Origin of the sequence: Streptomyces sp. NPDC086519 (assembly GCF_040686075.1) — a bacterium.
Taxonomy (GTDB): Bacteria; Actinomycetota; Actinomycetes; order Streptomycetales; family Streptomycetaceae; genus Streptomyces; species Streptomyces shenzhenensis.
The window spans coordinates 1-24,553 of sequence record NZ_JBFBJL010000053.1 but is presented as its reverse complement, the minus strand read 5'-3'; the positions used below and the strand labels follow the sequence as shown (position 1 = coordinate 24,553).

Here is a 24,553-nt window from a genome sequence, read left to right as displayed (position 1 = left end):
GGTGGCGGATCTCCGCCTGGGTGCCGTGCGAGGGCCGTCGTCACGACGGCGGTTTCCGCTCGGTCCGGGCCGCTTGCAGGTCGGCGAGGAGTTCAGCCTGCCCGGCCAGTACCCCGGACAGGATGGTGCGGGCCACCCGCAGCAGCTCGGCGACGGGCGGGCTGGTCAGCGAGTAGTACACGGTCGAGCCCTCCTTGCGGGTCACGACCAGGTTCGCGCGGCGCAGCACGGCCAGCTGCTGGGACAGGTGTGCGGCCTCGATGCCCACCTCGGGCAGCAGCTCCGCGACCGCGTGTTCGCGCTCGCTCAGGAGCTCCAGGACGCGGATGCGTGCGGGGTGGCTGAGGGTTTTGAAGAACTCGGCCTTGAGGTGGTAGAGCGGCGTACTCACCGTGGCGTCTCCTCCCCCGTACAGCAGCACGGCCCCGCCGTGCCCGGCCTCGGCGCATCCGATCCACCCACTCGTCAACAACATGCGGCCCGTCCTCGCCTGCGGCAGCGGCCAGGCCGAATCCGCACCGGGGACGAGAGCCACTGATTTCAGCAGTGATGACCTCAGTAATTGCCGACGTTAGCAATTACTGAGGTCATGTGAGGGAAGTTCGCGTGAGAGTCACGTTTTGCGCGGGTTTCGGCATCGTCTGGTCCAAGTGCCCGGTCTGCCGTCCCCGGTGCGTGGCGATCACCGCGGCGGAGGACGCCTGCGCCCTCGTGCCCGTGCGGGACGGCGACGGCGCTTTCGTACCCGGATGAGCCGGAGGAGTCAGCTGTCCGTCTGCTCGGCGGTCGGCCATCCGGTGGTGCGCCACACCGTGCGTCCCTGCGCCCGTTCCCCGCGTTGTGTGCTGTGCGCGCCGAGGGCGGCGGGCAGGTCGGCGTGGACCGGGATGGGCGGGCAGTCGCCGGCTGGGACGAGGGACCCGTCGGCGGGGATGGCGGCCAGTTCCAGGCTGCGGCCCGCCTCGGCGAGGCGGCGGGCGGCCTCGGTGATGGCCAGCTGGCCCTCGGTCGACCAGCTGCGCAGCTCGGTCAGGTCGACGACGACCGGGCCGGTACCGCGGGCCAGCGCCCAGCCGATGGCGCCGGAGAAGCGGCGCACCGCCTCCGCCCCGAGGTAGCCGGCGACGGACAGGACACCGAAGTTCTCCTCGACGGTGTAACGCCAGTCGATGGTCATGATGGTCAACTTCCTTGTGAGGGTGGCCGGCCGGGGCCGTGGTCCGGTTCAGAGGGGGAGAGTGATCCAGATGCTCTTGCCGCCGCCGTCGGCGTCCGCCCGGATCACCGCGGTGCCGCCCAGGGTGAGGACGAGCTCCATGACGGTGCCCAGGCCGCCGGTGCCGGTGCCGGGGACCGCCCCGTACAACGGCGGCTGGGAGGGGTGGCGGTCGTGGACGGCGAAGGCCAGGCAGTCGGCACCCGCCGCGTAGATCACGGTGACCTGCGGGGAGAGGTCGGCGGCGTGCCGAACACTGTTGGTGACCAGTTCGCTCAGGATGAGCAGGGCCGGGTCCACGGCGGGGTGGCGCAGTCCGATGCCCCATTCGAGCACGACCTGCTCGGCCGTTTCGCGGGCCACCCGTACGGCGGTGGGGTCATTGGGCATCGTGAGCACGTGCCGGTGCGGCAGGGCCGCGAGCCGCGTGGACACTCACGCCTCCGCTCGGGCGAGGCGGAAACCGGCGACGGCCGGGGCGGCCTCGGCACCCGGCCCGGAGGAGACACCGAAGCCCGGCGCGAGCGGCAGGGCGACGACGGCGACGGTCAGGCCGGCCGGCAGGTCCCGGCGCGGGTCACGCCGCAGCCGGTCCGGATCGCTGCGGCCGGGCAGCGACGCGGCGATCCGGGCCCACACCCGGCCCCATGCCGTGGTCATCGCGCGGCGACCCCGGCTTCCCGCGGCTCGGCCGGCAGCTCGCCCCGCCCCGCCGGCATCTCGGTCAGGATCCGGCGTGCGGCCCGCAGCAGGGCGGAGGGCTCCGCCTCGAACGCCGCGAGCACCTCGCGCACCGGCATCGGCCGGTCCTGCGACAACTCCGGCACCCGTATCCGTGCAGGATGCCCCGGCATCCTGAAGAACTCGGCCTCGGCCTGGTACGGCGGAACGGACACGGCTCCTCGGTTTCCTCTGCAAGCCCCACCCCGGCGGCGGACACGGACGACTGCGCCCGCGACTACCTGCGAGCACAGTCAACCCAGCATGTAAGCAATTGCGAAATTATGCAATTCTGCATCAGTCTACGACTCGGACAGCCCCGCCGGGGGCAGGGGTGCCGGTCGCGGGGTCAGGCTTTCCTGACCACGCTGGACTTGAGCTGCATCGCCCCGAGCCCGTCGATCTTGCAGTCGATGTCATGGCCGTCGACCCCGTCGACCAGCCGGATGCCGCGCACCTTGGTCCCGGCCTTGAGCCCCGTAGGGCTGCCCTTGACCTTGAGCGTCTTGACGACCACCACGGTGTCGCCGTCCTGCAGCACATTGCCGACGGCGTCCTTGACGACGCGCTCCCCGGGGCCATGGCCGCCTTCGGCGCCGGTCTCGGCCGGGACCCATTCGTGGCCGCACTCCGGGCACACCACCAGGGCGTTCATCTCGTAGGTGTACTCGCAGGAGCACTTCGGGCAGGGAGGAAGATTCTCAAGCATCTTGCCAGCGTATCCGGCCCCGCCCGGCCCGCCCGCACGGTGACCCTCGTCCACCCGCGCTGCATCCTGCGCGGCTCCAGGACCGTGCGGAACCGTCCATGAGCGCGGATGCCCGCCTGTCCGACCGGGACAGCGCGATCCGGTGGTCTCGCAGGTGCGGGAGCGCTGGCCCGATCCGGCGCTGGATTCCAAGCCCGGCCTGGTCATCGCGCGGTGCGGGGGCTGTAGATCACACGTGAGCCGTCTCCGTCGGCGAACACGTCGATGGTGCCGAGGTGGAATTCGGCCGGTTCGGGCAGACCCTCGACGACTCGGTACCGGAAGCGCCGCAATGTGTCGTCCTGCGTCACGACGAACGACTTGGGCTTTCCCCCCGGCCCGCTCAGGTGGCGGTGCCCGCCGTCGAAGTACGCCTCCTCCACGACGGCAGCCACTGTGGGTCTTGCGTCAGGACGGTACCGGTGGGTGAGGGGGACCCGGTCGCCCGGCCGCGCGACCGGTGCGCCGTAACCCGGCCGGTCGTCCTGGTACGGGCCCTGGTCGCGCGGCCGGGGAAGCGGGGTGGTGCACGTCGGTTCAGGCCGGGAGCCGGGACAGGTCGGCCGGCGCCGCGGTCTCCAGCCGGACGTAGCTGGTGACGGCGTCCTTGCCCACCGTGGCGCCGACGATCCCGTTCACCACGGCACAGCCCATGGTGCTCAGGCCGCCGTCGTGGACGGCCACGGCCAGCCTGGGCTTGATCTCCCGTATGTAGTCGATGACCTCACCGGTCCGCGACCAGGGGCTCTGGACGGGGACCAGGAGCGTGTCCACCGGGCTCGGCGGGACGGTGAAGGCGTCGCCGGGGTGGAAGACCGTACCGGTGAGGAAGAAGCCGACGTTGGGGACGCGCGGCAGGTCGGGGTGGACGAGCTGGTGCAGTTCGCCGTGTACCTCGACACCGATGCCGTCGACGTCGAAGGTGTCGCCGTCGCCGACCACGGTGACCCGGCTGCCGAGGCCGTCGAGCCTGGCGGCCACGGACCGGTTGGTCCAGATCCGCAGGGCCGGGTCGGCCTCGGCGGCCGCGCGCAGGCGGCTCTCGTCGAAGTGGTCGGCGTGTTCGTGGGTGACGAGCACCGCGTCCGCGCCGTCCAGGGCCCGGGGCTCGGTGTACTCGCCCGGATCGATGACGAGGGTGACCCCGGCCTGTTCGAGGCGGACGCAGGCATGGCCCCACTTGGTGAGCCGGGGTTCTGGCTGCCGGGATGTCACCGCTGGAGCTCCTCGGCGGGAACCCACGTGCCGTGGAAGCCGTACCGCAGCCGGAAGGGAATCTTCACGGTGGCGATCGGACCGGCCGCGATGTCCAGGGCGTCCAGGATGGCCAGGTCGTGACGGTTCTGGTCGCGGCGGCCGACCAGCGCGAGCAGATAGCCCTCGCCCTCGGCGGCGTCGGCCGACTTCGGCACGAACACCGGCTCCTCGGGCGCGGCGTGCTCGCCGGGGGCCCAGAAGGTCGTCTCGCCGGTGTCGTCGTCGCGGTGGATCAGGGAGTTGAACGGCGGGCCCATCGGACCGATCTCGCACTTCGGGACGTCCGGGTGCATGCCGCCGATCCACGCGTGCCGGTTCTTCTCCATCAGGATCCGCGGGTCGACCCGGGGCATGTCGCCCGGCGAGGCGATGAGCTGCTCGCTCGTGTAGGTGTGGGTGGCGTCGTCCCAGTGCGCGGCGCCCTGGGTGAGGTCGAAGGTCCAGCGGTGCAGGAACGGGGGCTGCTCGGGCAGCAGACCGACGGTCGTCCTCGGGAACTGGGAGAACCAGCCGCTCGTGGTGGTGAAGTGGTCGGCGACCAGCGTGTCGCCGTTTGTCCAGGCGTTCAGCGAGTGCGTCTCCATGAGCTGCTCGCTGCGGAACCAGCGGATGCCGCTCACGCCCTCCGCACGCGGGATGATCGCGACGTAGGTGCCCTGGTTCGGGTCCCAGACGAAGTACTGTTCCTCCCGCTTGAGCTGCTCCGCGTCGGCGACCATGGGCGAGATGGTGAAGACGAAGTGGTCCCGGGTGACCAGCCAGTCGTGCACCATCGAGGAGTAGGGCACCTCGAAGGTCTGCGAGCGGGTGACCTTGCCGTCGGCGGAGATCTCGTGGATGTGGATCTGCTTGTCCGGCAGGCCGCTGGCGTTGTAGGCGAAGGCGATCAGTTCGCCGGTGCGCGGGTCGTGCTTGGGGTGCGCGGTGAAGGTGCGGCCGGGGATCTGGCCGGAGAAGTCGTAGACGCCGCGGGTCTCCAGCGTCACCGGGTCCAGCTCGAACGGCAGCGCCGCCTCCTTGAGCGCGAGCAGTTTGCCGGCGTGCCAGATGATCGAGGTGTTGGCGTTGCCGTCGTCGACGCCGGCGACGGACGGGTCGTCGGTGTAGGGGTTGCGGTAGGCCCCGAACAGGGCCTTGCGGGCGGCGCGTTCGAGCTCGAAGCGCCGGGTGCGGACGTACTTGGTCTTCAGATCGGCATGCCCGTTGTCGAACCGCACCATGTGGACCATGCCGTCGCCGTTGATGTAGACGTCGTTGGGGAAGCGCGGCGGGTACTGGGTGTCGGCGGCGGCCCGGTAGAAGGCGCCGTTCAGCTCGGGCGGGATGCGGCCCTCGACCTCCAGGTCGTAGACGTCCGCCTCGATCCGCGAGGGGGCGAAGAACCCCCGGAACTTGGGGGTGTCCGGCCACTGCATGGTCTCCGGAGGCGGTTGGGTGCCGACCTGGGTGGGCGTGGTGTCCGGCTGGGTGGGGACAGCGGCCATTGGATTCCTCCTGCAATGCATGGCTGACCGAACGAGGTTTTGGATTGATGCCTGTCTGCGACTGTCCGCGATGTCGCACGACTGGGACGGGGGCTGCCGGGAAGGGGCGCCCGCTGCGCCGCGATATCTGGCATTCACGTGCTCGTAACAGTGATGATGCTGTCGGTGTCGCGGGGGTGTCCAACAGTGGAATGCGCAGGCAGCGATCGGAGAGCTGGATGGATCTACGTCAGATGGAGGAGGCCGAGTACGCCAAAGCGCCGGCCGTCTCGGGCACGTCCCGGGCGATGGCTCCCGTGCACGCGCCGAGCCGGGCGCTGCCGTAACGGTGCCCGACGGCAAACGGCCATCGGGTGAGGGAGTCGTGACGCCCGCCGGGCCGGCGGTTCTTGTGGTCCTGCACGGGACGTCCTCGCCGGCCGGATTCGTTGGCGGTGGCTCAGAAGATGGTCACCTCACGGCTGTAGAGGACGAACGAGCGGGACGGGTCGTAGAGGCCGCCGGTCTCGGTGGACCGCTCCCGCAGTGAACGTTCGTACGAGGGAAAGTGGCTCAGGGCCTCGTCCTCGGAGTCGTAGTACAGGGCGGCGACTCCCGCGTACGCGGGTTGGTCCGCGCTTCCGAAATGACGCAGCGCCCTCTCGGCCCCCGGCGCCCGCCGGTGCAGCACACATCCGCGCAACACCTCGGCCTGCGATTTTTCCTCGGCCAGCACCTCCTCATGGGCGGTCCGCCACCGCTCGGGGAAGCGGTCGGGAGTCGGCCCTTCTGCCATGTGGACGAAGTGGAGCACCTTCACGTGCCCTCCGGCCCCGTCGGGCGCCGGCGCAGGCATGAGGACAGCGGGACGGGTGAGCATGGCCAGGGCACTGGGCAGGTCGTTGAAGTGGGCGCCGTCGGGGCCGACGACCTCGCGCGAGTACGGGGCGGACATCGTGGCGGCCAGCGCCTCCATGTCCTCGAACAGCAACTCGGTGACGGAGTCCCGGCCGAACTCGGTCAGGTACGCCGGGTCCTCCTCACTGCCGAAGGACGCGTCGAACACGTGGTTCTGGACGTAGCGCCGAATCCTGAGGGGATCGGCGGCGGCCAGAGGTCCGTGCACGTGCTGGAGGTAGTGCAGGAACGCCCGGTGCGTCATGCCCGGCTTGCGACGGATGGCGGCGATCAGGTTCAGCATGTGTCTCCGGCGGAACGTGTGACGATCGGCATCGCGGGCACGTCCGCGATGCCGACCTCGGTGGGTGTGCGGTGCTCGCGGCGGACCGGCGCCGCGACGGGTCAGCCCGCCGTCTGCCGGATCGGCTCCGGGGCGGCTCCCGTCCCGCGCCGTCGGGCGGCGAGACCGAGCGCGGCGGCGCCGACGGCCCCGGCGAGGGCGAGCATACCCAGGGCGTTCGCCAGGCTTCCGACGGCGGAGGTGAGGGCGAGTGCCACCAGGGGGCAGAGGAACTGGCCGAGGAAGAAGGAACCTGTCCACAGGCCGGTGCCGCGGCCGCGGTCGGCGAACTCGAGCTTGGACATGGCGAGGGTGAGCAGGCTGGGCAGCATGACGCCGCCGCCGAAGCAGTTGATGACGGCACCGAGGGTCAGCACAAGGGGGTCGGGGGCGAGCCAGATCACCGCGAAGCCGAGCGCGCACAGGCCGAAGGCGGTGGGCAGCCAGGCTTGCGGGGCGCGGCCGGCCTTGGCGAAGACGACGGCGCCGATCACGATCGCGGCGCTGGAGACGGCGCTGGCCAGTCCGATCAGGCCGGAGGCGGTCACGCCCATGTCGTCCAGGAGGAACGCCATCTCGACTTGAACGGTGTAGAAGAGGACGGCGCCGAAGACGGTCAGCGCACACGTGCCGGCCAGCGGACGCCAGGGGAAGGGCCGCTTGACCCTCGGCTCCGAGGCGGTGGAAGAGGGCTGGTCCGCGCGGGCGTTTCCTTGGGGTTGGGGTTTGGGCTGGGGCTGGGGCAGGAAGGCGGCCATGGCGGGGGCGAGCAGCAGGCTCACGGCGTAGGCCCAGAACGGCATGCGCCAGCCGGCCGATCCGGCCGCGCCGCCCAGGACGAAGAAGGCCGTCGCGGAGATCGCGGCGCACATGGTCTGCATGGCGAGATAGCGGTCGCGTTGCCGGCCGGAGTAGTAGTCGCCGAGCAGCGTGGTGCAGCAGGTCATGATGGCGGCTTCGGCGACGCCGACGAGGGCGCGGCTGGCGACGACGGCGACGAGGGAGTCGAGCCACAGGGGGGCGGTGCCGAGGATCGCGTACACCACGGTCGCGACGACGAGCAGGCGTTTGCGGCCGACCCGGTCCACGAGGACGCCGGCGAAGGGCGCCAGCAGCGCCAGCGACAGGGCGGGGATCGTCAGCGCCATGGGGACGAGCGCATCGACGCCCGGCACGTCGGCGAAGTGGTCCTGCATCTGCGGCAGGACGGGAGCGATGAGCACGGCGCCCAGGATGGGCAGGCAGGCTCCGGCCATCAGCAGCGTGAGGCGAAGCCGGTGGCCGGGGCCGGACACGGTCTGCTCGGGCGGGGTGTCCGCGACCGCCTCGGACGGCGGGGACGGGAGCGGAGGCACGGGTGCGGGCATGCGGGAACTCCACAGGGCGTGTCGGGAGGGGAACGGGGTGGTGCGGCCGTCGTGGCCGGGCCGGCCGGTACCCGTGGCAGGCCCGGAGCGGGGCGCCGATGGCGGCCGGGCGTCGCGGCGGGCCGCAGCGCCGGGCGTGTGCGCGGTCCCGGAGCGGGTGGTGCGGCTCCGGCGCCGGGTTGTGACGACTATGGGCCAACGAACAGGTCCTGCCTAGCCCTCGTCCGATCGAGATCGAAGATGTGGATCAACGAGGACCTGGATGCCGGGCGCCTGCCGAGGCCTGCTGTTTGGGTGGGAAAGGGGCGATATCGCGGTCTCGGAGGCGGTCGGCTCCGCTTCGAACCGGCCACCTGGACGATCCCCGGAAGACGGTCAGGGGCACGGGCGGGGCGACGGACCTCGCCCACCGTGCCCGGCCGGGTCATCGTCCGGATGGTCCTGGTGGATCCTGGTGGAACACACCGCCGAGGACGGCAGCCCGAAGATCCTGACCGAGTGCACCCCGCGTTGACCGGCGAACGGTGGGCCCACCGCGTCGTCGCCGACCTCGGCGTCGCGCCGTCACGCCGGACAGGCCTCGCCGTGGTCGAAACCGCCCCCGGCGGCGCCTTCGGCGAGATCACCGCGAAGACGGCTGTGTCCCTGCGGAGCCGCGCGGGCGCCTCTGCCTGCTGAACGCTGTGGCCCAGGGCCCCGGTTCGCCGGGCCGGGCAGCGGCCCGTCGCCGCTACCCGGCTGCGGCCGCGTCCGGCACCTCCTCCAGCCCGGGTGCCCCCTCCCCGGGCAGGCGGGTGAGCGCGAGGCGCAGGAAAGCCTGGGCGGCGGGTGTCGCGGGGGCCGGGTCGCGGTGGGCGAGGGCCAGGGGCTGGAGTGCCTGGGGGTCGTCGAGGCGCAGGACGCAGTCGGCGTGGCCGGCCGGGACGATCGCGTCGGCCACCGGGCGCGGCACGACGGTCACTCCGATGCCCTCGAACGCCAGCGAGGCGAGATCCCCCGCGCTGCGCAAAGCGCAGACACCTCGGCGGCGGGCTCGCGCGCGGTCGAACGCGGCGTCCACCTGCGCGCGCAGGCCCGTGTCGGGACCGCATTCGAGGAAGCGTTCGTCGGCCAGCCTGCCCAGGCTCGTGACGCCCATCCCGCGCAGCCGGTGGGAGCGGCCCACGACGGCCACCAGCGGCACGAGGCGCAGCAGGTGGTACGCGATGCCCGGGGGCAACTGGTGCTCGTGCAGGGCGACCACGGCGACCTCCAGCTCACCGGTGAGGAGCTGGGCGGCGGCTTCCACCCCGTCGGCGTCGGAGAGGGTGACCTCGACCGCGGGGTACGCCTCCTGGTACTCCCGCAGCAGGCCGAGCTGGTCGACGTCGCCGGCCGTGAGCGTCACGGAGCCGACGCGCAGCCGCCCCCGCACGGGTCCGTCGAGCGAGGCGATCTCGGCGTGCATCTCCTGCACCGCCTTGAGCACACGCCGTGCGCAGGCCACGAAGGTCTGGCCCGCCGGGGTCAGCCGCACGCTGCGGCTCGTCCGATCGAACAGGCGGGCGCCGACCTCGCGCTCCAGCTGGGTGACCTGGTGGCTGAGCCCGGACTGCCCGATGCGGCAGCGTGTCGCGGCCCGGGTGAAGTTGAGCTCGTCGGCAATGGCCACTGCGTACTCCATCTGCCGCAGATCCATCGCAGACTCCGATCGTTTCATGCGAATTTCGGCGTTGGACGCCGAAGACGCGCTGGGGACATGATGGCCGTCACGAGCTGGTCAGCCCGATTTATTCAGATTCCATGAGGCTGGCTTCCTCAGCACAGCACAGCCGCCCGAGCGAATCAATCACATTCTTCGCTTGATCCGATAGCCGCAGGGACGAAGTCATGGCCACTGCAACGACGCAGCCCGAGCACGGTGTTCTTCTCGCTGCCGCGCACGAAACGCCGCCGCGAAGTACGGCATCCTCGGCATCACCAAGTCCTCCGCCCAGGCCTTCGCGCCCGTCGTTACGGGTCAACACCTTCGCCCCCGGCTTCATCGAGACCGAGACGCTGCTCAGCCGCGCGGACTGGAGGTCCGGCCGCCGCGAGGACATGATCGCCAAGATGCCGATGGGCCTGGTCCCGGGACCGGCCGAACTCGCGGGTACCGCTCTCTTCCTCGCCGCCGACGCCGCCGCCCACATGACCGGCGTCTACCGCAACGCCGACGGCGGCTTCAGCATGATCGGCGCCTGACACGCCGATCCGCACCGGACCGAACACGAAGGAAACACGACCCCATGCCACTTCACCGGAACCTCCTGATCGGCGGCAAGGAAACCCCGGCCGTCTCGGGCCGGACCACGGAGGACATCAACCCCTGGACCGGCAGGCCGTACGCAACGGTCGCGGCCGCCGGGCCGCAGGACGTGCGGGCCGCGGTGGACGCGGCGGAGGCCGCCTTCGCCGGGTGGGCCGCGCTCGCGCCCTTCGCCCGGCGGAGAATCTTCCTGGACGCGGCGGACCTCATGGAGGAGCGCGGCGAGCAGGCCGTGGAGCTGATGGCCGCCGAGGTCGGCGGGACCCGGGGCTGGGCGCTGTTCAACGTCGGCCTGGCCGCGAACATACTGCGCGAGGCCGCCGCCGCGATCACCGCCCCGCGCGGAGACGTGCTCACCACCCAGGAGCCGGGCGGGCTCAGCCTCGCCGTCCGCGAACCCCTCGGCGTGGTGGCGGCGTTCGCGCCCTGGAACGCGCCGGTCATCCTCGGCACCCGAGCGGTCGCCGCCGCGCTCGCGGCGGGCAACACCGTCGTGGTCAAGGCGAGTGAGGACGCCCCGATCGCGTGCGGTCTGTTCGTCGCCGACGTGCTGCGCGACGCCGGACTGCCCGACGGCGTCCTCAACGTCATCACCAACGACAAGGCGGACGCCGCCGACATCGCCCAGGCGCTGATAGCGGACCCGCGCGTCCGTGCCGTCAACTTCACCGGCTCCACCGGCGTCGGGCGGATCATCGGCACCCTCGCCGCCCGGCACCTGAAGCCGGCCGTGCTCGAACTCGGCGGCAAGAACTCCGTGATCGTGCTGGCGGACGCCGACCTCGACCACGCGGTCGACGCCGCCGCCTTCGCCTCCTTCATGAACTCCGGCCAGATCTGCATGTGCGCCGACCGCATCCTGGTGCACACCTCACTCGCCGCCGAGTTCACCCGGCGCTTCACCGCGAAGATCGCCGAACTGCCGAGCGGCGACCCCGGCACCCCCTCCACAGTGATCGGCCCGCTGGTCGACGAGGCCGCCGCCCGCAGGGTCGCCGTCCTGGTCACGGACGCGGTCGACAAGGGCGCGCGCGTACTCACGGGCGGCGGCCCGCCGCAGGGCGCCCTGTATCCGGCGACCGTGCTGACCGATCTGCCCGAGGACGCATCGCTGCACCACGCCGAAGCCTTCGGACCCGTCGTCGCCGTCACGGCTTTCGCGGACGACGACGAGGCCGTGGCTTTGGCCAACGACACCGAGCACGGCCTGAGTTGCGGCATCCTCACCGAGAACGGCACCCACGGCCTGAAGGTGGCACGCCGTATCCGCACGGGGATCGTGCACGTGAACGACCAGTCGGTGGCGGACGAACCGCAGGCCCCCTTCGGCGGCTTCGCGGCCTCCGGCTACGGCCGCTTCGGAGGACGCTGGGGCATCGAGTCCTTCTCCCACACCCGCTGGGTCACCCTCTCCACCGAGCGGGCGCACTACCCCTTCTAACAAGGAGGCGATATGGCAACGTTCCGTTTCGACACCCGGGTCGCACAGGACCCCGACCGCGTCTGGGCCGTTCTCACCGACGTGAACTTGATCCCGCAGTGGTTTCCGGCGGTGCGGGAGGCACACTTCGACGGCGTGCACCGCCACCTGAGCACCCCTGAGGGCACGCTGAAGTCCCTGGTGGTGACGCGGGACGACGAACTGCGGCGCTTCCAGTACCGGTTCGTCGAGGGCATGCCCCTGCCCGTCGACTTCCACCTGGGCACCATCGACGTGCTTCCCGACGCGCACGGCTCACGCGTGGTCTACAGCCAGGAGATCCTTCCGGAGGCCCTGGCCCCTGTCGTCGAGCGCGCCGTGGGCGCGGGGATCGAAGGCATCGCCAGGTACTTCGCCACACATCCCTGATGTCACCGGCCAGGACCACGAGGGAGAGCCGAGTGGACGGTGTCGGGCGTGGTCGGCGAGCCCGGCCGTTCCGGCGGCCGCCACGACGGTGCGCCGGGCCGGTCCTGCTGTGGGGTGGTGCGATGCGCTGGTCATGCTGACGTTCCCTTCCGGGGTTCGCGGTGCGTGACCTGCCGTGGGTACGGCCGCGGGGCACGTGCTGTTCAGACCGCTCGCGATGCCGGCGGCCGCACGGTCGGAAGGGCGTGAGCCGGAGCTGTCGTGCGGCTGTCGGCCGGCCGGACACGCACCGGGCGGAAGGCGGTTGACCGCCGCGCGCGTCCGGGTAGGCATGGTGCCGGGACCGGTGCCGGTGGGCGGCCGGGCATCGTACGAGGAAGGACGGACAGCGCATGACGGCGTCGGCTCAGCCGCACACCCGTGTCATGGTCGAGCTTGGCGAGCGCTCCTACCCCGTCGACATCGGGCCGGGCGTCCGGCACTCGTTGGCCGGAATCCTCGCCGGGCTCGGTGCGCGGCGGGTGGCGATGGTGTCCGCGCGGCCGGAGAAGTGGCTGCCGGACCCGGGGGTGCCGTCGGTGGTGCTGCGGGCCCGGGACGGCGAGGCGGACAAGACACTGGCGACCGTGGAGGAACTGGGCCGTGCCTTCGTGCGGTTCGGGCTGACCCGCTCCGACGCGGTCGTCTCCTGCGGCGGTGGCACCACCACCGACGTCGTGGGACTGGCCGCCGCGCTGTACCACCGGGGGGTGCCCGTGGTGCACCTGCCGACGTCACTGCTCGCCCAGGTGGACGCCAGCGTGGGCGGCAAGACGGCCGTCAACCTCCCCGAGGGCAAGAACCTGCTGGGCGCCTACTGGCAGCCGGCCGCCGTGCTGTGCGACACCGACCATCTGCGCACGCTGCCCGAGCGGGAGATGCTCAACGGATACGGGGAGATAGCCCGCTGTCACTTCATCGGCGCCGGCGACCTGCGCGCGCTGCCGCTGCCGGAGCAGATCGCGGCGAGCGTGGCGCTCAAGGCGTCGGTGGTCGCCGCCGACGAACGGGACTCGGGGCGGCGGCACATCCTCAACTACGGCCACACGCTGGGACACGCCCTGGAGATCGTGACCGACTTCACGCTGAAGCACGGCGAGGGGGTGGCGGTCGGCACGGTGTTCGCGGGCCGTCTCGCGCTGGCCCTCGGCCGGATCGACGCGGCACGGGCGGCCGAGCACCTCGAGGTGGTGCGGAGTTACGGCCTGCCGACCGCGCTGCCGGCCGGGGTCGACGCGCGGCGCCTGATCGAGGTGATGCGGCTGGACAAGAAGGCGACGCACGGGCTGACCTTCGTCCTGGACGGCCCGGACGGCCCCGGGCTGGTGTCCGGGGTGCCCGAGGAGACCGTCGCTTCGACACTGGCCGGGATGGATCGGACACCTGGCTGAACTACCCCGCCGGCAGGCCCCGGGCCAGCAGCACCGCGCCATGCAGGGAGGACAGCCCGCCCAGCAGCGCGGGACGTACCGGGGGCAGCGGGTGCCCGGGGCGTTGAAGGACCGCGGTCCGCTCGGCCACCATCGGCACGAGGTCCGGCACGGCCGCGGCGAAGCCGCCGCCGATGAGGACCAGCGCGGGGCGCGTCAGTTCGCAGATGCCGGCCACGGCCGCGGCGAGCGCGGCGCAGCTCTCCCGCAACGCGGCCACGGCCCACGGCTCGCCGTCGGACACGGCCTGCCGGAAAGCGGTGAACGGCACCTCCGCCCCCTGGTGCCGGGCCGCGCGGCGCAGCGTCGCCGGGCCCGAGGCCGCCGCCTGCACACAGCCGCGCCGTCCGCAGTCGCACAGCGGTCCGTCGCGGTCGACGACGAGGTGGCCGACCTCGCAGGAACCACGCCCCACGCCGGGAACGGGGCGCCCGGCCAGCACGAGACCGCCACCGACACCGGTGCCGACGCCGAGGTAGAGGAGGTCCGCGCAGCCGGCCGCGTCCGCCTCGGCGAGGGCGGCCAGGTCACCGTCGTCGGCGCACGCCACCTCGGCGGCACCGAAGAGTGCGGACAGGGCGGCGCCCAGGCCGAACCCGGCCCAGGCGGGGCGGCCCGGCCAGACGGTGACCGTGCCGGCGGCGTCGAGCGTGGCGGGCAGGGCGACCCCGACGCCGCGCAGCCCCTGCGGGCGCCCCGCGCACAACTCCCCGACGTGCCGGGCCAGCAGGCCGAGATCGTCGTCGGGGCGGGAGGCCCGGCCGGCCCACCGGAAGGACGACTCCTCCACGCCACCGTCGTCGTGCTCGACGCGCAACGCCACCTTCGTGCCGCCGATGTCGATGCCCAGCAGGCCGGCGGCTCCGGCGGTCAGGCCGGCACCTTCTCGAGCAGGGCGCGGGCGGCGAGCCGGTACCCCAGCGCGCCGAGCCCGAAGACGACGCCGGACGCCAGCGGCCCGGTCACCGACTCGTGGCGGAACTGCTCACGGGCCCACACATTCGACAGATGCACTTCTATCCACGGCCGCGGATAGTTCGCCAGGGCGTCACGGAGACCCCAGCCGGCCATCATCAGGGCGGCCGGATTGATGATTGCGCCGACGGTGTCGTAGTTCCCCTGAATGGTGCGGATGATCTCCGCCTCACCGTCGAACTGATAGGAGTCCACTTTCCAGCCGCGCTCCGCGACCTCTTCTCCCACCCAGCGTTCGATGTCCTGCAAGGTATCGGTTCCGTATATCTCTGGCTGGCGGGTTCCGAGTATTCCGAGATTCGGCCCGTTCACCAACAACAGCCTGCTCACAGCGCACCTCACCAGGTTCGTCACGGAATTCCATCTATAGCACGGGCCTCGCGGCGCCCACCCCGCCGAGTGCCCGCCGAATCCCCGGGAGCCGTTTTGAGGGGCTTCTAGGGGGGTGTTGAGGGGGAATGACGCGGCTGCCGTCGGCAGTTAGCGTGTTAAAGCGATCTCCTCTGCATATCGCGTCGAGGGAAGTGGGGAAAAAATGAGCAAGGGTGTGCGTCTGGAATCCGAGCTGCCCGGCTGGCCGCAGTACGACGACGCGGAACGCGAGGGACTGATACGGGCGCTGGAACAGGGCCAGTGGTGGCGGATCGGCGGCGGCGAGGTGGACGCCTTCGAGGCCGAGTTCGCCGCCGCCCACGGCAGCCCGCACGCCCTGGCGGTCACCAACGGCACACACGCGCTGGAACTCGCCCTCGAAGTGCTCGGCGTCGGCGCCGGCTCCGAGGTCATCGTCCCGGCGTTCACCTTCATCTCCTCCTCGCAGGCCGCGCAGCGGCTGGGCGCGGTGGCCGTGCCGGTCGACGTCGACCCGGGCACGTACTGCGTCGACCCGGCGGCGGTCGAGGCCGCGATCGGACCGCGGACCGCAGCCGTCATGCCGGTGCACATGGCGGGCCAGATGTGCGACATGGACGCGCTGGGCAAGCTGTCCGCCGACTCGGGCGTACCACTGGTCCAGGACGCGGCCCACGCGCAGGGCGCGCGGTGGCGCGGCCAGCGGGTCGGGGAGCTGGGCTCGGTCGCGGCGTTCAGCTTCCAGAACGGCAAGCTGATGACCGCCGGTGAGGGCGGCGCGGTGCTCTTCCCCGACGCGGAAGGGTACGAGAAGGGCTTCGTGCGGCACAGTTGCGGCCGGCCGCGCACCGACCGCGGCTACTTCCATCGTACGTCCGGTTCCAACTTCCGCCTCAACGAGTTCTCCGCGTCGGTGCTGCGCGCCCAGCTCGCCCGGCTCGACGCACAGATCGACACACGCGAGGCACGCTGGCCGGTGCTGAGCCGGCTGCTGGCCGAGATCCCCGGCGTCGTCCCGCAGGCCCTCGACGAGCGCGGTGACCGCAATCCGCACTACATGGCGATGTTCCGGGTGCCGGGCATCACCGAGGAGCGGCGCGCACGGGTCGTGGACACCCTCATCGAGCGGGGGCTGCCCGCGTTCGTCGGGTTCCGCGCGGTCTACCGTACCGACGCCTTCTGGGAGGTTGCGGCGCCGGAGCTGACCGTGGAGGAACTGGCCCGCCGCTGCCCGCACTCCGAGGCCCTCACCCGGGACTCCGTGTGGCTGCACCACCGTACGCTGCTGGGCAGCGAGGAGCAGATGCACGAGATCGCCGCCGTCATCGCCGATGTGCTCGCGAGCGCATGAGCGCCCCGTCCCCGGCCCTGCCGCCCGTCCGCACCGCCGTGATCGGCCTGGGCTGGGCCGCCCGCTCGGTCTGGCTGCCCCGGCTGCTCCGCAGCCCCGCCTTCACCGTGACCGCCGCCGTCGACCCCGACGAGCGCGGCCGGGCCGCCGTCACCGGCTCCCAGGGGGCGGACGCGACCGGGCTGTCGGTGCTGGCGGCCGTCGCCGACCTCGACCCCGCCGAGGTGGACCTCGCGGTCGTCGCGGTCCCCAACCACCTGCACTGCGCCGTCGCCTGCGAACTGCTCACCAAGGGCATCCCGGTGTTCCTGGAGAAGCCGGTCTGCCTGACCTCCGAGGAGGCGGAACGGCTGGCCGCCGCCGAACGCGCGGGCGGCGCGGTACTGCTGGCCGGCAGCGCGGCCCGCCACCGCGCCGACGTACGCGGCCTGTACCGGGCCGCCGAACGCCTGGGCGAGGTCCGGCACGTCGAACTGGCCTGGGTACGGGCGCGCGGGGTGCCCGACCGGGGCGGCTGGTTCACCCAGCGGTCGCTCGCGGGCGGCGGGGCGCTGGTCGACCTCGGCTGGCACCTCCTCGACATCGCCGTGCCGCTGCTGGGCACCGCCGCCTTCCGGCACGCCATCGGCACCGTCTCCGCCGACTTCATCACCCAGGCGTCCTCCCGGGCCGCCTGGCGCGACGACGACAACGATGCCGAAGGCGATGGCGACGCGGCCGAGGGCGGCGGCACCGACGTCGAGGACACCGCGCGCGGCTTCCTCGTCACCGACGACGGCCGGTCCGTCGTCCTGCACGCGAGCTGGGCCTCGCACGAGGCGGTGGACACCACCCGCGTCACCGTCGACGGCAGCGCGGGCAGCGCGACCCTGCGCTGCACCTTCGGTTTCAGCCCCAACCGCCTCGGGGAGTCCGTGCTGACCCGCACCGCCGACGGCACCACGCGCCAGCTCGCCGTGCCCACGGAACGGGTCGGCGCCGAGTACGACCGGCAGCTCGCCCTGCTGCCCGGCCTGTTGCACGACCCGGCCGCACGAGGCCGGGCGATCGACGAGGCGCGCCGCACCATCGGCGCCATCGAGCGGGTCTACACCTCGGCCCGCACCGTCCAGGAGGTCCGGAGGTCCGCCCCGGTGTGACCGCACCGGTGCGCGCCGTGACCACGTTCCACGGGAGTCCCCGATGATCAGCCAGTCCGTTCCTTCCGTCCCTTCCCCTTCCGACGTCACCTCGGTGGTCTTCGACCTCGACGGCGTCCTCGTCAACAGCTTCGCGGTGATGCGCGAGGCGTTCACCCTCGCCTACGCGGAGGTCGTCGGCCCGGGCGAGCCGCCGTTCGAGGAGTACAACCGGCATCTGGGCCGCTACTTCCCCGACATCATGCGCATCATGGGGCTGCCGCTGGAGATGGAGGACCCCTTTGTCCGCGAGAGCTACCGGCTCGCCCACCTGGTGGAGGTGTTCGACGGCGTGCCGGAGCTGCTGGGGGAGCTGCGCCGCCGGGGGGTCCGGCTGGCCGTGGCCACCGGCAAGAGCGGCCCGCGGGCCCGTTCGCTGCTGGATACGATCGGCATCCGCGACCGGTTCGACGCTGTCCTCGGCTCGGACGAGGTGGCGCGGGCCAAGCCGGCGCCCGACATCGTGCTCAAGGCGATGGACCTGCTGGGCGCCGACCCCGGGCGGACGGTGATGGTCGGCGACGCCGTCACCGACCTCGCCAGCGCCCGCGGCGCGGGTGTCACCGCGGTGGCCGCGCTGTGGGGCGAGACGGACGAGGCGACGCTGCTCGCCGCGGACCCCGATGTCGTCCTGCGTCACCCGGCGGAACTCCTGGCGCTGTGTCCTGCGGTGCCGGTGTCCTGACACTCAGGGCGTCCGGCACCCCAGATGCGTCGACGGCGGTGCGGAGGGCGGACGGGATCGGCAGCGTTCCGCACCGCCGTCTCCTGTGCTCACCGGGGAGCGAACTCCACCGGCAGGGACGTCAGGGAGCGGATGAACGGGTTGGGCTTGGCGCCGACCTCGGCGGCCGGTACGGCCAGGCGCAGGTCGGGGAACCGCCGGAACAGGCTCTCCAGCGCGGTCTGCGCCTCCACGCGGGCCAGCGGCGCGCCGATGCAGTAGTGCACGCCCTGGCCGAACTGGAGGTGCATCACGTTGCCCCGCGTGAGGTCCAGCCGCTCTCCGTCGGTGACGTGCGTGGGGTCGGAGTGGGCGGCGTCCATGTCCAGCAGCACCTGCTCGCCCGCGGCTATCGTGACGCCGCCGATCTCGATGTCCTCGTTGGCGAAGCGCACGACGAGGATGCCGGGCCCGGCGTGCCGCAGCAGCTCGTCCAGGTTCCGGCCGGCCAGCTCGGGGTCCGCGCGCAGCAGGTCGAGCTGGTCCGGCCGGGTCAGCAGCGAGAAGACGGCGTTGCTGATGAAGCTGCCGGTCAGTTCGTAGCCGGCGATCAGCATCATGCGGGCGGTGGAGACCACCTCGCGGTGGCTGAGCCGGTCGTCCTCGTGAGCCGACATCAGTGCGCTGATCAGGTCGTCCCTGGGGTCCTCGCGCCGCTCCTCGGCCAGGTTCTCCATGTACGACCACAGTTTCGCGGAGGCGTCCGCGGAGCGGGCGGCGGACTCCGGGTCGAAGGGCGGCAGCAGCATCAGGTCGGACCACTGGTGGAACTCGGTGCGGTCGGCGATGGGCACGCCGAGCAGCTCGCAGATCACCTGCATGGGCAGCGGGACGGCCAGCGCGGAGACCAGGTCCGCCCGGCCGTCGGCGGCGACGGCGTCCAGCAGGCTGTCGGTGATCTCCTGCACGCGCGGCCGCAGGGCCTCCACCCGGCGCGCGGTGAACGCCGTGCCCAGCAGCCGGCGCAGCCGGGTGTGCTCGGGCGGGTTGGTGCCCATCAGCGTGTCCTCGAACAGCCCGCTCACCGGGGTCGTCTGTCCCTGTGAGGCGGCGTAGGCGGCGGCCGGGCTCATCCTGGGGTGCGCGAGGCACTCACGTACCTCGTCGAACCGGGACACGAGCCACGCGGCGGTGCCGTGCATCTCGATCCGCCGCGGCGGGCCGTTCTTGCGCAGCTCCTCGGCGATGCTCTGCGGGTCGAGGATGCGCATCTCTTCTTCGGGTGTCTGAGCCATGGTGTTACGCCGTCTCCTTGTGAGTAAGCGGGTCGGTAAGCGGGTCAGGGGGCCGGGTTGGGGCTGCGGGCGGGGATGACGTAGGCGGGATCGGCTGTGCGGGGCGGTTCACGCCGGGCCAGGGCGGCGTCGAGGGCGGGCCGAAGCCGGGCGGCCTTCGCCTGCTCGGCCCGCTCGTGCCGCTCCTTGAACTCGGGCATCACCTCGCGGGCGAACAGCTCCAGCGACTCGCAGACGTGCTCGTGCCGGGTCCCGCCGCCCTGCACCAGGAAGATCGCCTGGTCGAGGCCGGCCTCCTCGTGCTGCCGCAGGAACCGCCGGATCTGCTCCGGGGTGCCCACCGCGCCGCGCGCCGGGTTGCCCAGCGGCATACCGGGCTTGCCGAAGGCGGCACGGCCCATGCCGTAGCGGTCGCGGTCGCGCTGGAACGTCTCCCACAGCCGGGTCCGGCCGGGGGCGGCGGCGCCGAAACCGGCGTAGAAACCGAGTCCGAAGTTGAAGAACTGGACGCCGTCGGCGCCGCGTTCCACGGCTGTCGCCTCGTCCTGGTGGCAGAACATCGGGATGGTCGCGGCGACCTGCGCGTTGACCGCGAACCCGGCGGGCACGCAGTCCGCGGACTCGATGCCCTCGTAATAGGCGTCGACCCACTTCTTGGTCTCGGCCGGGCCGAAGAAGGAGAAGTTGAGCGCGCCGAGCCCTTTGGCGGCAGCGAGCCGGATGGCATCCCGGTTGCCGCAGGCCATCCACAGCGGCGGGTGCGGCTTCTGCCGGGTCTTGGGCAGCACGTTGCGGACCGGCGCCGAGACGTACTTGCCCTCGTACCCGGCGAACGGCTCCTCCACGAACATGCGGGCCACGGCGTCCACCGCCTCCGCCCACTGGTCCCGCTTGACGGCACGCTCCACACCGAACCCCTCCAGCTCGGTGGGGGTGGTGGACTCGCCGGTGCCGAACTCCACGCGTCCCCCGGACAGCAGGTCCAGCGTGGCGATCCGCTCGGCGATCCGCGCGGTCGGGTTGAAACCCGGCGGCATCAGGGCGACGGCGTGCCCGATCCGGATACGGCTGGTGCGCTGGCTGACCGCGCCGAGGAACACCTCCGGCCCGGACATGTGCGAGTACTCCTCCAAGAAGTGGTGTTCGGGACACCACACATGGTCGAAGCCCAGCCGGTCGGCCAGTTCTATCTCCGCCAGCATGTCGTGGAAGAGCCGGTATTCGGAGTCCTCGGTCCAGGGACGGGGCAGCTGGGCACCGTACAACAGGCCGAACTTCATGGGCGCATCACTTTCCTCTGCCGGCGGTCGGCCGGGAACGGGGACGGAGGCGGGGCGGGGGGCGACGGCACCGGACGGGTCAGTCGCGGCCTTCCCAGTAGGTGGCGATCACCTCGGCACGCCGTGCGGGGTCGACGAGGACGGAGACCTTCTCGTGGCCGTCCTCGACGGTCGTGAACATGTTGCTGGTGAGGAACACCTGTCCCCGCTCGGTGGCACGCCGGCGCCGGCGCATCGCGGCGAGGATGGCCGGCCCGTTGCCGCCGCCGACGCCCTCCCAGGCGTCGTAGGTCCGGGGCGCGGTGGTGAAACGGTAGGTGGTGCGCCAGTCGTGTCCCAGCGTCTTGGCCTGGAGCACGAGGAACCCGTCCCGCCGCACCAGCCGGAACGCGCAGCCGTACTGCCACTGCGGCTCGTCCTCCACCAGACGCAGCGGCTCGGTGAAGCAGAGCCCGGCGTGTCCGACGTCGGCCAGCCACTCCTCGCCGTCGATCCGGACGAGCATCAGCATGTGCTCCGGGTCGGGTGCGAAGGTGTCACCGGGCAGGTAGGTGCCGCCGCTGAGCACGTCCAGGTCGTAGCCCAGCTCGCGCAGGAGCCGGGCGAACAGGGTGTTCAGCTCCAGGCACATGCCGCCGGCGCCGGTCGGCACGATGGCCTCGAAGGCCTTGTCGACGTCGATGTCCGCCATGTTCACCGCGCTGAGCCGGTGTGTGTGCGCGGTGTCGTAGGGGACGGACGTGAGGTGACTGCGGTGCAGCCGCCGCAGGTTCACCAGGGTGGGCGCGGGTGGCCGGTCGAATCCCAGCCGCGCCAGGTAGGCATCGGTGCTGAACATGTGCGATCCCTTTCTCGTTCGCATCGCGCTCGCTATGAGTTCGCGTCCGTGTCCGCGTTCGGAACGCTCAGTTCGTCCCGCAACTGCCGGGCCAGCATCCGCAGAGTCGGGTGGTCGAAGACGAAGCTGGGCGGCAGCCGCAGCGCCGTGTGCCGGGCCAGGCGGTCGCGGAGTTCCACCGCCATCAGGGAGTCCAGGCCGATCTCGGTGAACACCACGTCCGGGTCGAGGGCGGTGGACGCCTTGGACGCCGCGTGCCCGAGGACCTGCCCGGCCTCCCGTAGCACCAGGCCGAGCAGTACGCCCTCCCGCTCCTCCGCGTCCAGACCGGCCAGCCGCGCGGACACCGGCTCCTCCTCGGCGGCGGCCGTCGGCGCCCGTCGTGCCGGGGGCACCAGGGTCCGCATCGGCGGGGCGACGGGTCCGGCGGCGGCCTGGGCGCGCAGGGCGGCGAGGTCCAGTTTCATCGGCACCACCACGGGCAGGCCGGTGCGCAGCGCGGCGTCGAAGAGCTGCATGCCCTCGGCGGGTGCCAGTGCGGCGACGCCGCCCCGTGTCGTCCGGTGCCGCTCGGTGGCCGCGAGCCGCCCGGTCATACCGGTACCGGCGGCCTGTTCCCACATGCCCCACGCCAGCGACACGGCGGGCAGGCCCGCGGCGCGGCGCCGGTGCGCGAGCGCGTCGAGGTAGGCGTTGGCGGCGGCGTAATTGCCCTGCCCCGGGTTGCCCAGGACACCGGCGGCGGAGGAGAACAGGACGAACGCGGCGAGTCCGGAGTCCCGGGTCAGCTCGTCCAGGTGACGCGCGCCGTCGGCCTTGGCCCGCAGCACCGTGTCGAGCCGCTCCGGCGTCAGGGCGGTCAGCACCCCGTCGTCCAGCACACCCGCCGCGTGCACTACAGCGGTCAGCGGTGCGTCGGCGGGCACCTCGCCCAGCAGCGCCGCCACGGCGTCCCGATCCGCGACATCGCACGCCGCGATGCGTACCCGGGCTCCCGCCGCCGCCAGTTCCGCCGCGAGTCCGGCGGCACCGGGGGCCTGCTCCCCGCGCCGTCCGGCCAGCACCAGACTCCGCACCCCGTGCACCGCCACCAGGTGCCGGGCCACGACCGCGCCGAGGGCACCGGTACCGCCGGTGACGAGGACGGTGCCGTCGCCCAGGCCGGCGTCCGGCACGTCACCCGCCGCCGCTCGGACGAGCCGCCGGGTGAACCACTGACCGTCACGCAGGGCCAACTGCGGCTCGTCGGCGGCAGGGAGCTGAGCGAGCGCTCCGGTGCCCCAGTCGGTGTCGGTACCTGTGTCGGCGTCGAGGAGGAGGACACGCCCCGGGTTCTCCGCCTGCGCGGAGGTCATCAGGCCCCACACCGCGGCCGTTGCCGGGTCGGCCGGCTCGCCCTCCCGGACGGCGACGGCGCCCCGCGTCACCACGACCAGCCGGCTGGACAGCAGCGACGGCTCGGCCAGCCACGCCCGCGCCACCCGCAACGCCCGTCCGGTCACCTCCCGCACATCGGCCGTCTCCCGCACGTCGGCTGCCGCACCGCGGAGGTCCAGCAGCAGTGTGTCCGGGGTCTCGGGCGCGGCGGACAGCCGGTGCACGTCGCCGGCGTCGGCCACCGGCACCGGACGGAGGGCCCGGGACTCGCCCCGTGCCGGCACCTCCTCCCAGGCGACGCGGAACATCCGGTCCGCCGTGGCCGCCGTCCCGGTGAGCTGCCCGGGGTCGACCGGCCGGGACACCACCGACCCGAGCGACGCGATCGGGGCACCGGCACCGTCGGCCAGTTCGAGGGTCATGGTGTGCGTGCCGCTCAGGGTCACCCGGACCCGCAACGCCGAGGCACCGGACGCGTGCAGCGTCACGTCACGGTAGGCGAAGGGCAGTACCAGCTGTGGCTCGGACTCGTCACGCTCGTGGAAGGCCAGGGTGTGCATGGCGGCGTCGAGGAGCGCGGGGTGCAGCCCGAACGCCGCCGCCAGGTCACGGTGCTCGTCCGCGAGGGCCACTTCCGCGTACACGGCGCCGTCACCGCGCCAGGCCGCCCGCAGCCCCTGGAACACGGGCCCGTAGCGGTACCCGGCCTGCTCCAGACCGTCGTACAGCCCCTCGACGTCCGCCGGGTCCACGGCCACCGCGCCGGCCGGCGGCCAGACCGTCAGGCCGGCCGTCGACGCGACCGTGGCCGTGCCGTCCGCGGGACGCAGCGTGCCGGAGGCGTGCCGCGTCCACGGCGTTCCCAGCCCGGCGTCCTCGGCACGGGAGTGGACGCGCACGGCGCGCCGGCCGGCACCGTCGTCAGCCGCGACGCTGACACGCACCTGCGCGGCGGCGCCCTCCGCGAGAACCATGGGAGCCTCCATCACCAGCTCCTCGACGGCACCGCAGCCGACCTCGTCACCGGCGCGCAACGCCAGCTCCACGAAGGCCGCACCGGGCAGCAGTACCGCCCCGGCCGCGACGTGGTCGGCCAGCCACGGGTGCGTGGCGAGCGACAGGCGCGAGGTGAACAGCACCTCACCCGACTCCGGTACTTCGACCACCGCGCCCAGCAGCGGATGCCCGAGGCCGTCCACCCCGGCGGCCGACACATCACCGGCGGCACCGGGGCCGCCCTCGCCGGTCAGCCAGTAGTGCGCGCGCTGGAAGGCGTAGGTCGGCAGCTCGGGCATGAGCGGGGGACGGGCCGTGGTGCCGTGGAGGGCGCCGAGGTCGACGGGAACGCCGGCGATGTGGAGTCGGGCGAGGGCGGAGGTGAGGGTGCGGGGTTCGTCGCCGTCGCGGCGTAGCGCGGGCACGAACACGGCCTGGTTTTCCGTGCCGGAGTCGAGGTTTTCGCGGGCCATGGCGGTGAGGGTGCTGTCGGGGCCGAGTTCGAGGTAGGTGGTGACGCCGTAGGCGGCCAGTGCCTGGATGCCGTCGGCGAAGCGTACGGTCGCGCGTATGTGGTGTGCCCAGTAGGCGGGGGTGCGTATGGCGTCGGGGTCGGCGAGTTGTCCGGTGGT

The 24,553-nt window shown here is 72.4% G+C and carries 26 protein-coding genes and 1 pseudogene; 9 read left to right on the top strand and 18 right to left on the bottom strand.

Annotation, left to right across the window (positions count from 1 at the left end):
* Positions 1-40 precede the first annotated feature (40 nt).
* Positions 41-391, bottom strand: coding sequence for a metalloregulator ArsR/SmtB family transcription factor (locus AB0P24_RS35830; protein ID WP_365801534.1), 351 nt, complete (start codon positions 389-391; stop codon positions 41-43).
* A gap of 215 nt (positions 392-606) precedes the next feature.
* Here AB0P24_RS35830 and AB0P24_RS35825 point away from each other — a divergent pair, with 215 nt between their 5' ends.
* On the top strand, positions 607-753 hold the full coding sequence (locus AB0P24_RS35825; protein WP_365801460.1) for a hypothetical protein: 147 nt from the start codon (positions 607-609) through the stop codon (positions 751-753).
* A gap of 10 nt (positions 754-763) precedes the next feature.
* On the opposite strand, the gene AB0P24_RS35820 is transcribed toward AB0P24_RS35825, so the two are convergent.
* The 10 genes and pseudogenes from AB0P24_RS35820 to AB0P24_RS35775 form a co-directional block, all read right to left on the bottom strand.
* Positions 764-1,177: an STAS domain-containing protein gene (locus AB0P24_RS35820; protein ID WP_365801458.1), complete on the bottom strand. Its 414-nt coding sequence runs from the start codon at positions 1,175-1,177 to the stop codon at positions 764-766.
* Positions 1,178-1,225: 48 nt separating this feature from the next.
* The gene (locus AB0P24_RS35815) at positions 1,226-1,651 is read right to left on the bottom strand and encodes an ATP-binding protein (protein WP_365801456.1); all 426 of its coding nucleotides are present in this window, start codon (positions 1,649-1,651) and stop codon (positions 1,226-1,228) included.
* A gap of 45 nt (positions 1,652-1,696) precedes the next feature.
* Positions 1,697-1,876: pseudogene (locus AB0P24_RS35810) on the bottom strand (sodium-independent anion transporter); the annotation flags it as partial.
* A complete protein-coding gene (locus tag AB0P24_RS35805; RefSeq protein WP_365801454.1) occupies positions 1,873-2,112 on the bottom strand; it encodes a hypothetical protein in 240 nt (79 codons plus the stop codon). The pseudogene AB0P24_RS35810 and the gene AB0P24_RS35805, both read right to left, overlap by 4 nt.
* Positions 2,113-2,285: 173 nt before the next feature.
* Entirely contained in the window at positions 2,286-2,645 is a 360-nt protein-coding gene (locus AB0P24_RS35800; protein ID WP_365801452.1) for a zinc ribbon domain-containing protein YjdM, read from the bottom strand.
* A 203-nt stretch (positions 2,646-2,848) separates the two neighbouring features.
* The gene (locus AB0P24_RS35795; RefSeq protein ID WP_365801450.1) at positions 2,849-3,079 is read right to left on the bottom strand and encodes a hypothetical protein; all 231 of its coding nucleotides are present in this window, start codon (positions 3,077-3,079) and stop codon (positions 2,849-2,851) included.
* Between the two features lie 142 nt (positions 3,080-3,221).
* Entirely contained in the window at positions 3,222-3,899 is a 678-nt protein-coding gene (locus tag AB0P24_RS35790; protein WP_365801448.1) for an MBL fold metallo-hydrolase, read from the bottom strand.
* Entirely contained in the window at positions 3,896-5,425 is a 1,530-nt protein-coding gene (locus AB0P24_RS35785; RefSeq protein WP_365801446.1) for a carotenoid oxygenase family protein, read from the bottom strand. The genes AB0P24_RS35790 and AB0P24_RS35785 overlap by 4 nt, the downstream gene beginning before the upstream one ends.
* 439 nt (positions 5,426-5,864) lie before the next feature.
* Complete coding sequence (locus tag AB0P24_RS35780; protein WP_365801444.1) at positions 5,865-6,605, bottom strand: EthD domain-containing protein; 741 nt, start codon at positions 6,603-6,605, stop codon at positions 5,865-5,867.
* A gap of 101 nt (positions 6,606-6,706) precedes the next feature.
* The gene (locus AB0P24_RS35775) at positions 6,707-8,011 is read right to left on the bottom strand and encodes an MFS transporter (RefSeq protein ID WP_365801442.1); all 1,305 of its coding nucleotides are present in this window, start codon (positions 8,009-8,011) and stop codon (positions 6,707-6,709) included.
* Between the two features lie 498 nt (positions 8,012-8,509).
* On the opposite strand from AB0P24_RS35775, the gene AB0P24_RS35770 reads away from it, so the two are divergent.
* Positions 8,510-8,689, top strand: coding sequence for a hypothetical protein (locus tag AB0P24_RS35770; protein ID WP_365801440.1), 180 nt, complete (start codon positions 8,510-8,512; stop codon positions 8,687-8,689).
* Between the two features lie 52 nt (positions 8,690-8,741).
* Here the strand turns inward: AB0P24_RS35770 and AB0P24_RS35765 are convergent, their stop codons facing one another.
* Positions 8,742-9,689, bottom strand: coding sequence for a LysR family transcriptional regulator (locus AB0P24_RS35765; RefSeq protein WP_365801438.1), 948 nt, complete (start codon positions 9,687-9,689; stop codon positions 8,742-8,744).
* Positions 9,690-9,880: 191 nt separating this feature from the next.
* On the opposite strand from AB0P24_RS35765, the gene AB0P24_RS35760 reads away from it, so the two are divergent.
* The 4 genes from AB0P24_RS35760 to AB0P24_RS35745 all read left to right on the top strand — a co-directional run bounded on the left by AB0P24_RS35760 (position 9,881) and on the right by AB0P24_RS35745 (position 13,577).
* Positions 9,881-10,234 carry an SDR family oxidoreductase gene (locus AB0P24_RS35760; RefSeq protein WP_365801435.1) on the top strand — a complete coding sequence of 118 codons (354 nt, stop codon included), beginning with the start codon at positions 9,881-9,883 and terminating at the stop codon, positions 10,232-10,234.
* Positions 10,235-10,278: 44 nt separating this feature from the next.
* A complete protein-coding gene (locus AB0P24_RS35755) occupies positions 10,279-11,739 on the top strand; it encodes an aldehyde dehydrogenase family protein (RefSeq protein ID WP_365801433.1) in 1,461 nt (486 codons plus the stop codon).
* Between the two features lie 12 nt (positions 11,740-11,751).
* Positions 11,752-12,147: an SRPBCC family protein gene (locus AB0P24_RS35750; RefSeq protein WP_365801431.1), complete on the top strand. Its 396-nt coding sequence runs from the start codon at positions 11,752-11,754 to the stop codon at positions 12,145-12,147.
* Between the two features lie 392 nt (positions 12,148-12,539).
* Complete coding sequence (locus tag AB0P24_RS35745) at positions 12,540-13,577, top strand: 3-dehydroquinate synthase family protein (protein ID WP_365801429.1); 1,038 nt, start codon at positions 12,540-12,542, stop codon at positions 13,575-13,577.
* Position 13,578: 1 nt separating this feature from the next.
* Here the strand turns inward: AB0P24_RS35745 and AB0P24_RS35740 are convergent, their stop codons facing one another.
* Positions 13,579-14,454 carry an ROK family protein gene (locus AB0P24_RS35740; protein WP_365801532.1) on the bottom strand — a complete coding sequence of 292 codons (876 nt, stop codon included), beginning with the start codon at positions 14,452-14,454 and terminating at the stop codon, positions 13,579-13,581.
* A 32-nt stretch (positions 14,455-14,486) separates the two neighbouring features.
* Complete coding sequence (locus tag AB0P24_RS35735) at positions 14,487-14,921, bottom strand: type II 3-dehydroquinate dehydratase (protein ID WP_365801427.1); 435 nt, start codon at positions 14,919-14,921, stop codon at positions 14,487-14,489.
* A gap of 205 nt (positions 14,922-15,126) precedes the next feature.
* Between AB0P24_RS35735 and AB0P24_RS35730 the strand changes: the two genes are divergently transcribed.
* The 3 genes from AB0P24_RS35730 to AB0P24_RS35720 are packed head-to-tail and all read left to right on the top strand — an operon-like array spanning position 15,127 to position 18,156.
* A complete protein-coding gene (locus tag AB0P24_RS35730; protein WP_365801425.1) occupies positions 15,127-16,293 on the top strand; it encodes a DegT/DnrJ/EryC1/StrS family aminotransferase in 1,167 nt (388 codons plus the stop codon).
* Complete coding sequence (locus tag AB0P24_RS35725; protein ID WP_365801422.1) at positions 16,290-17,432, top strand: Gfo/Idh/MocA family oxidoreductase; 1,143 nt, start codon at positions 16,290-16,292, stop codon at positions 17,430-17,432. The genes AB0P24_RS35730 and AB0P24_RS35725 overlap by 4 nt, the downstream gene beginning before the upstream one ends.
* Positions 17,433-17,475: 43 nt before the next feature.
* Complete coding sequence (locus AB0P24_RS35720) at positions 17,476-18,156, top strand: HAD-IA family hydrolase (RefSeq protein WP_365801420.1); 681 nt, start codon at positions 17,476-17,478, stop codon at positions 18,154-18,156.
* An 89-nt stretch (positions 18,157-18,245) separates the two neighbouring features.
* Here the strand turns inward: AB0P24_RS35720 and AB0P24_RS35715 are convergent, their stop codons facing one another.
* The 4 genes from AB0P24_RS35715 to AB0P24_RS35700 form a co-directional block, all read right to left on the bottom strand.
* Positions 18,246-19,430, bottom strand: a complete 1,185-nt coding sequence (locus AB0P24_RS35715) for a cytochrome P450 (RefSeq protein ID WP_365801418.1) — start codon at positions 19,428-19,430, stop codon at positions 18,246-18,248.
* 44 nt (positions 19,431-19,474) lie between these two features.
* On the bottom strand, positions 19,475-20,710 hold the full coding sequence (locus AB0P24_RS35710; protein WP_365801416.1) for an LLM class flavin-dependent oxidoreductase: 1,236 nt from the start codon (positions 20,708-20,710) through the stop codon (positions 19,475-19,477).
* 79 nt (positions 20,711-20,789) lie between these two features.
* Entirely contained in the window at positions 20,790-21,548 is a 759-nt protein-coding gene (locus AB0P24_RS35705; RefSeq protein WP_365801414.1) for an arylamine N-acetyltransferase, read from the bottom strand.
* A gap of 32 nt (positions 21,549-21,580) precedes the next feature.
* On the bottom strand, positions 21,581-24,553 hold a 2,973-nt coding region (locus AB0P24_RS35700; RefSeq protein ID WP_365801412.1), incomplete at its 5' end, for a type I polyketide synthase.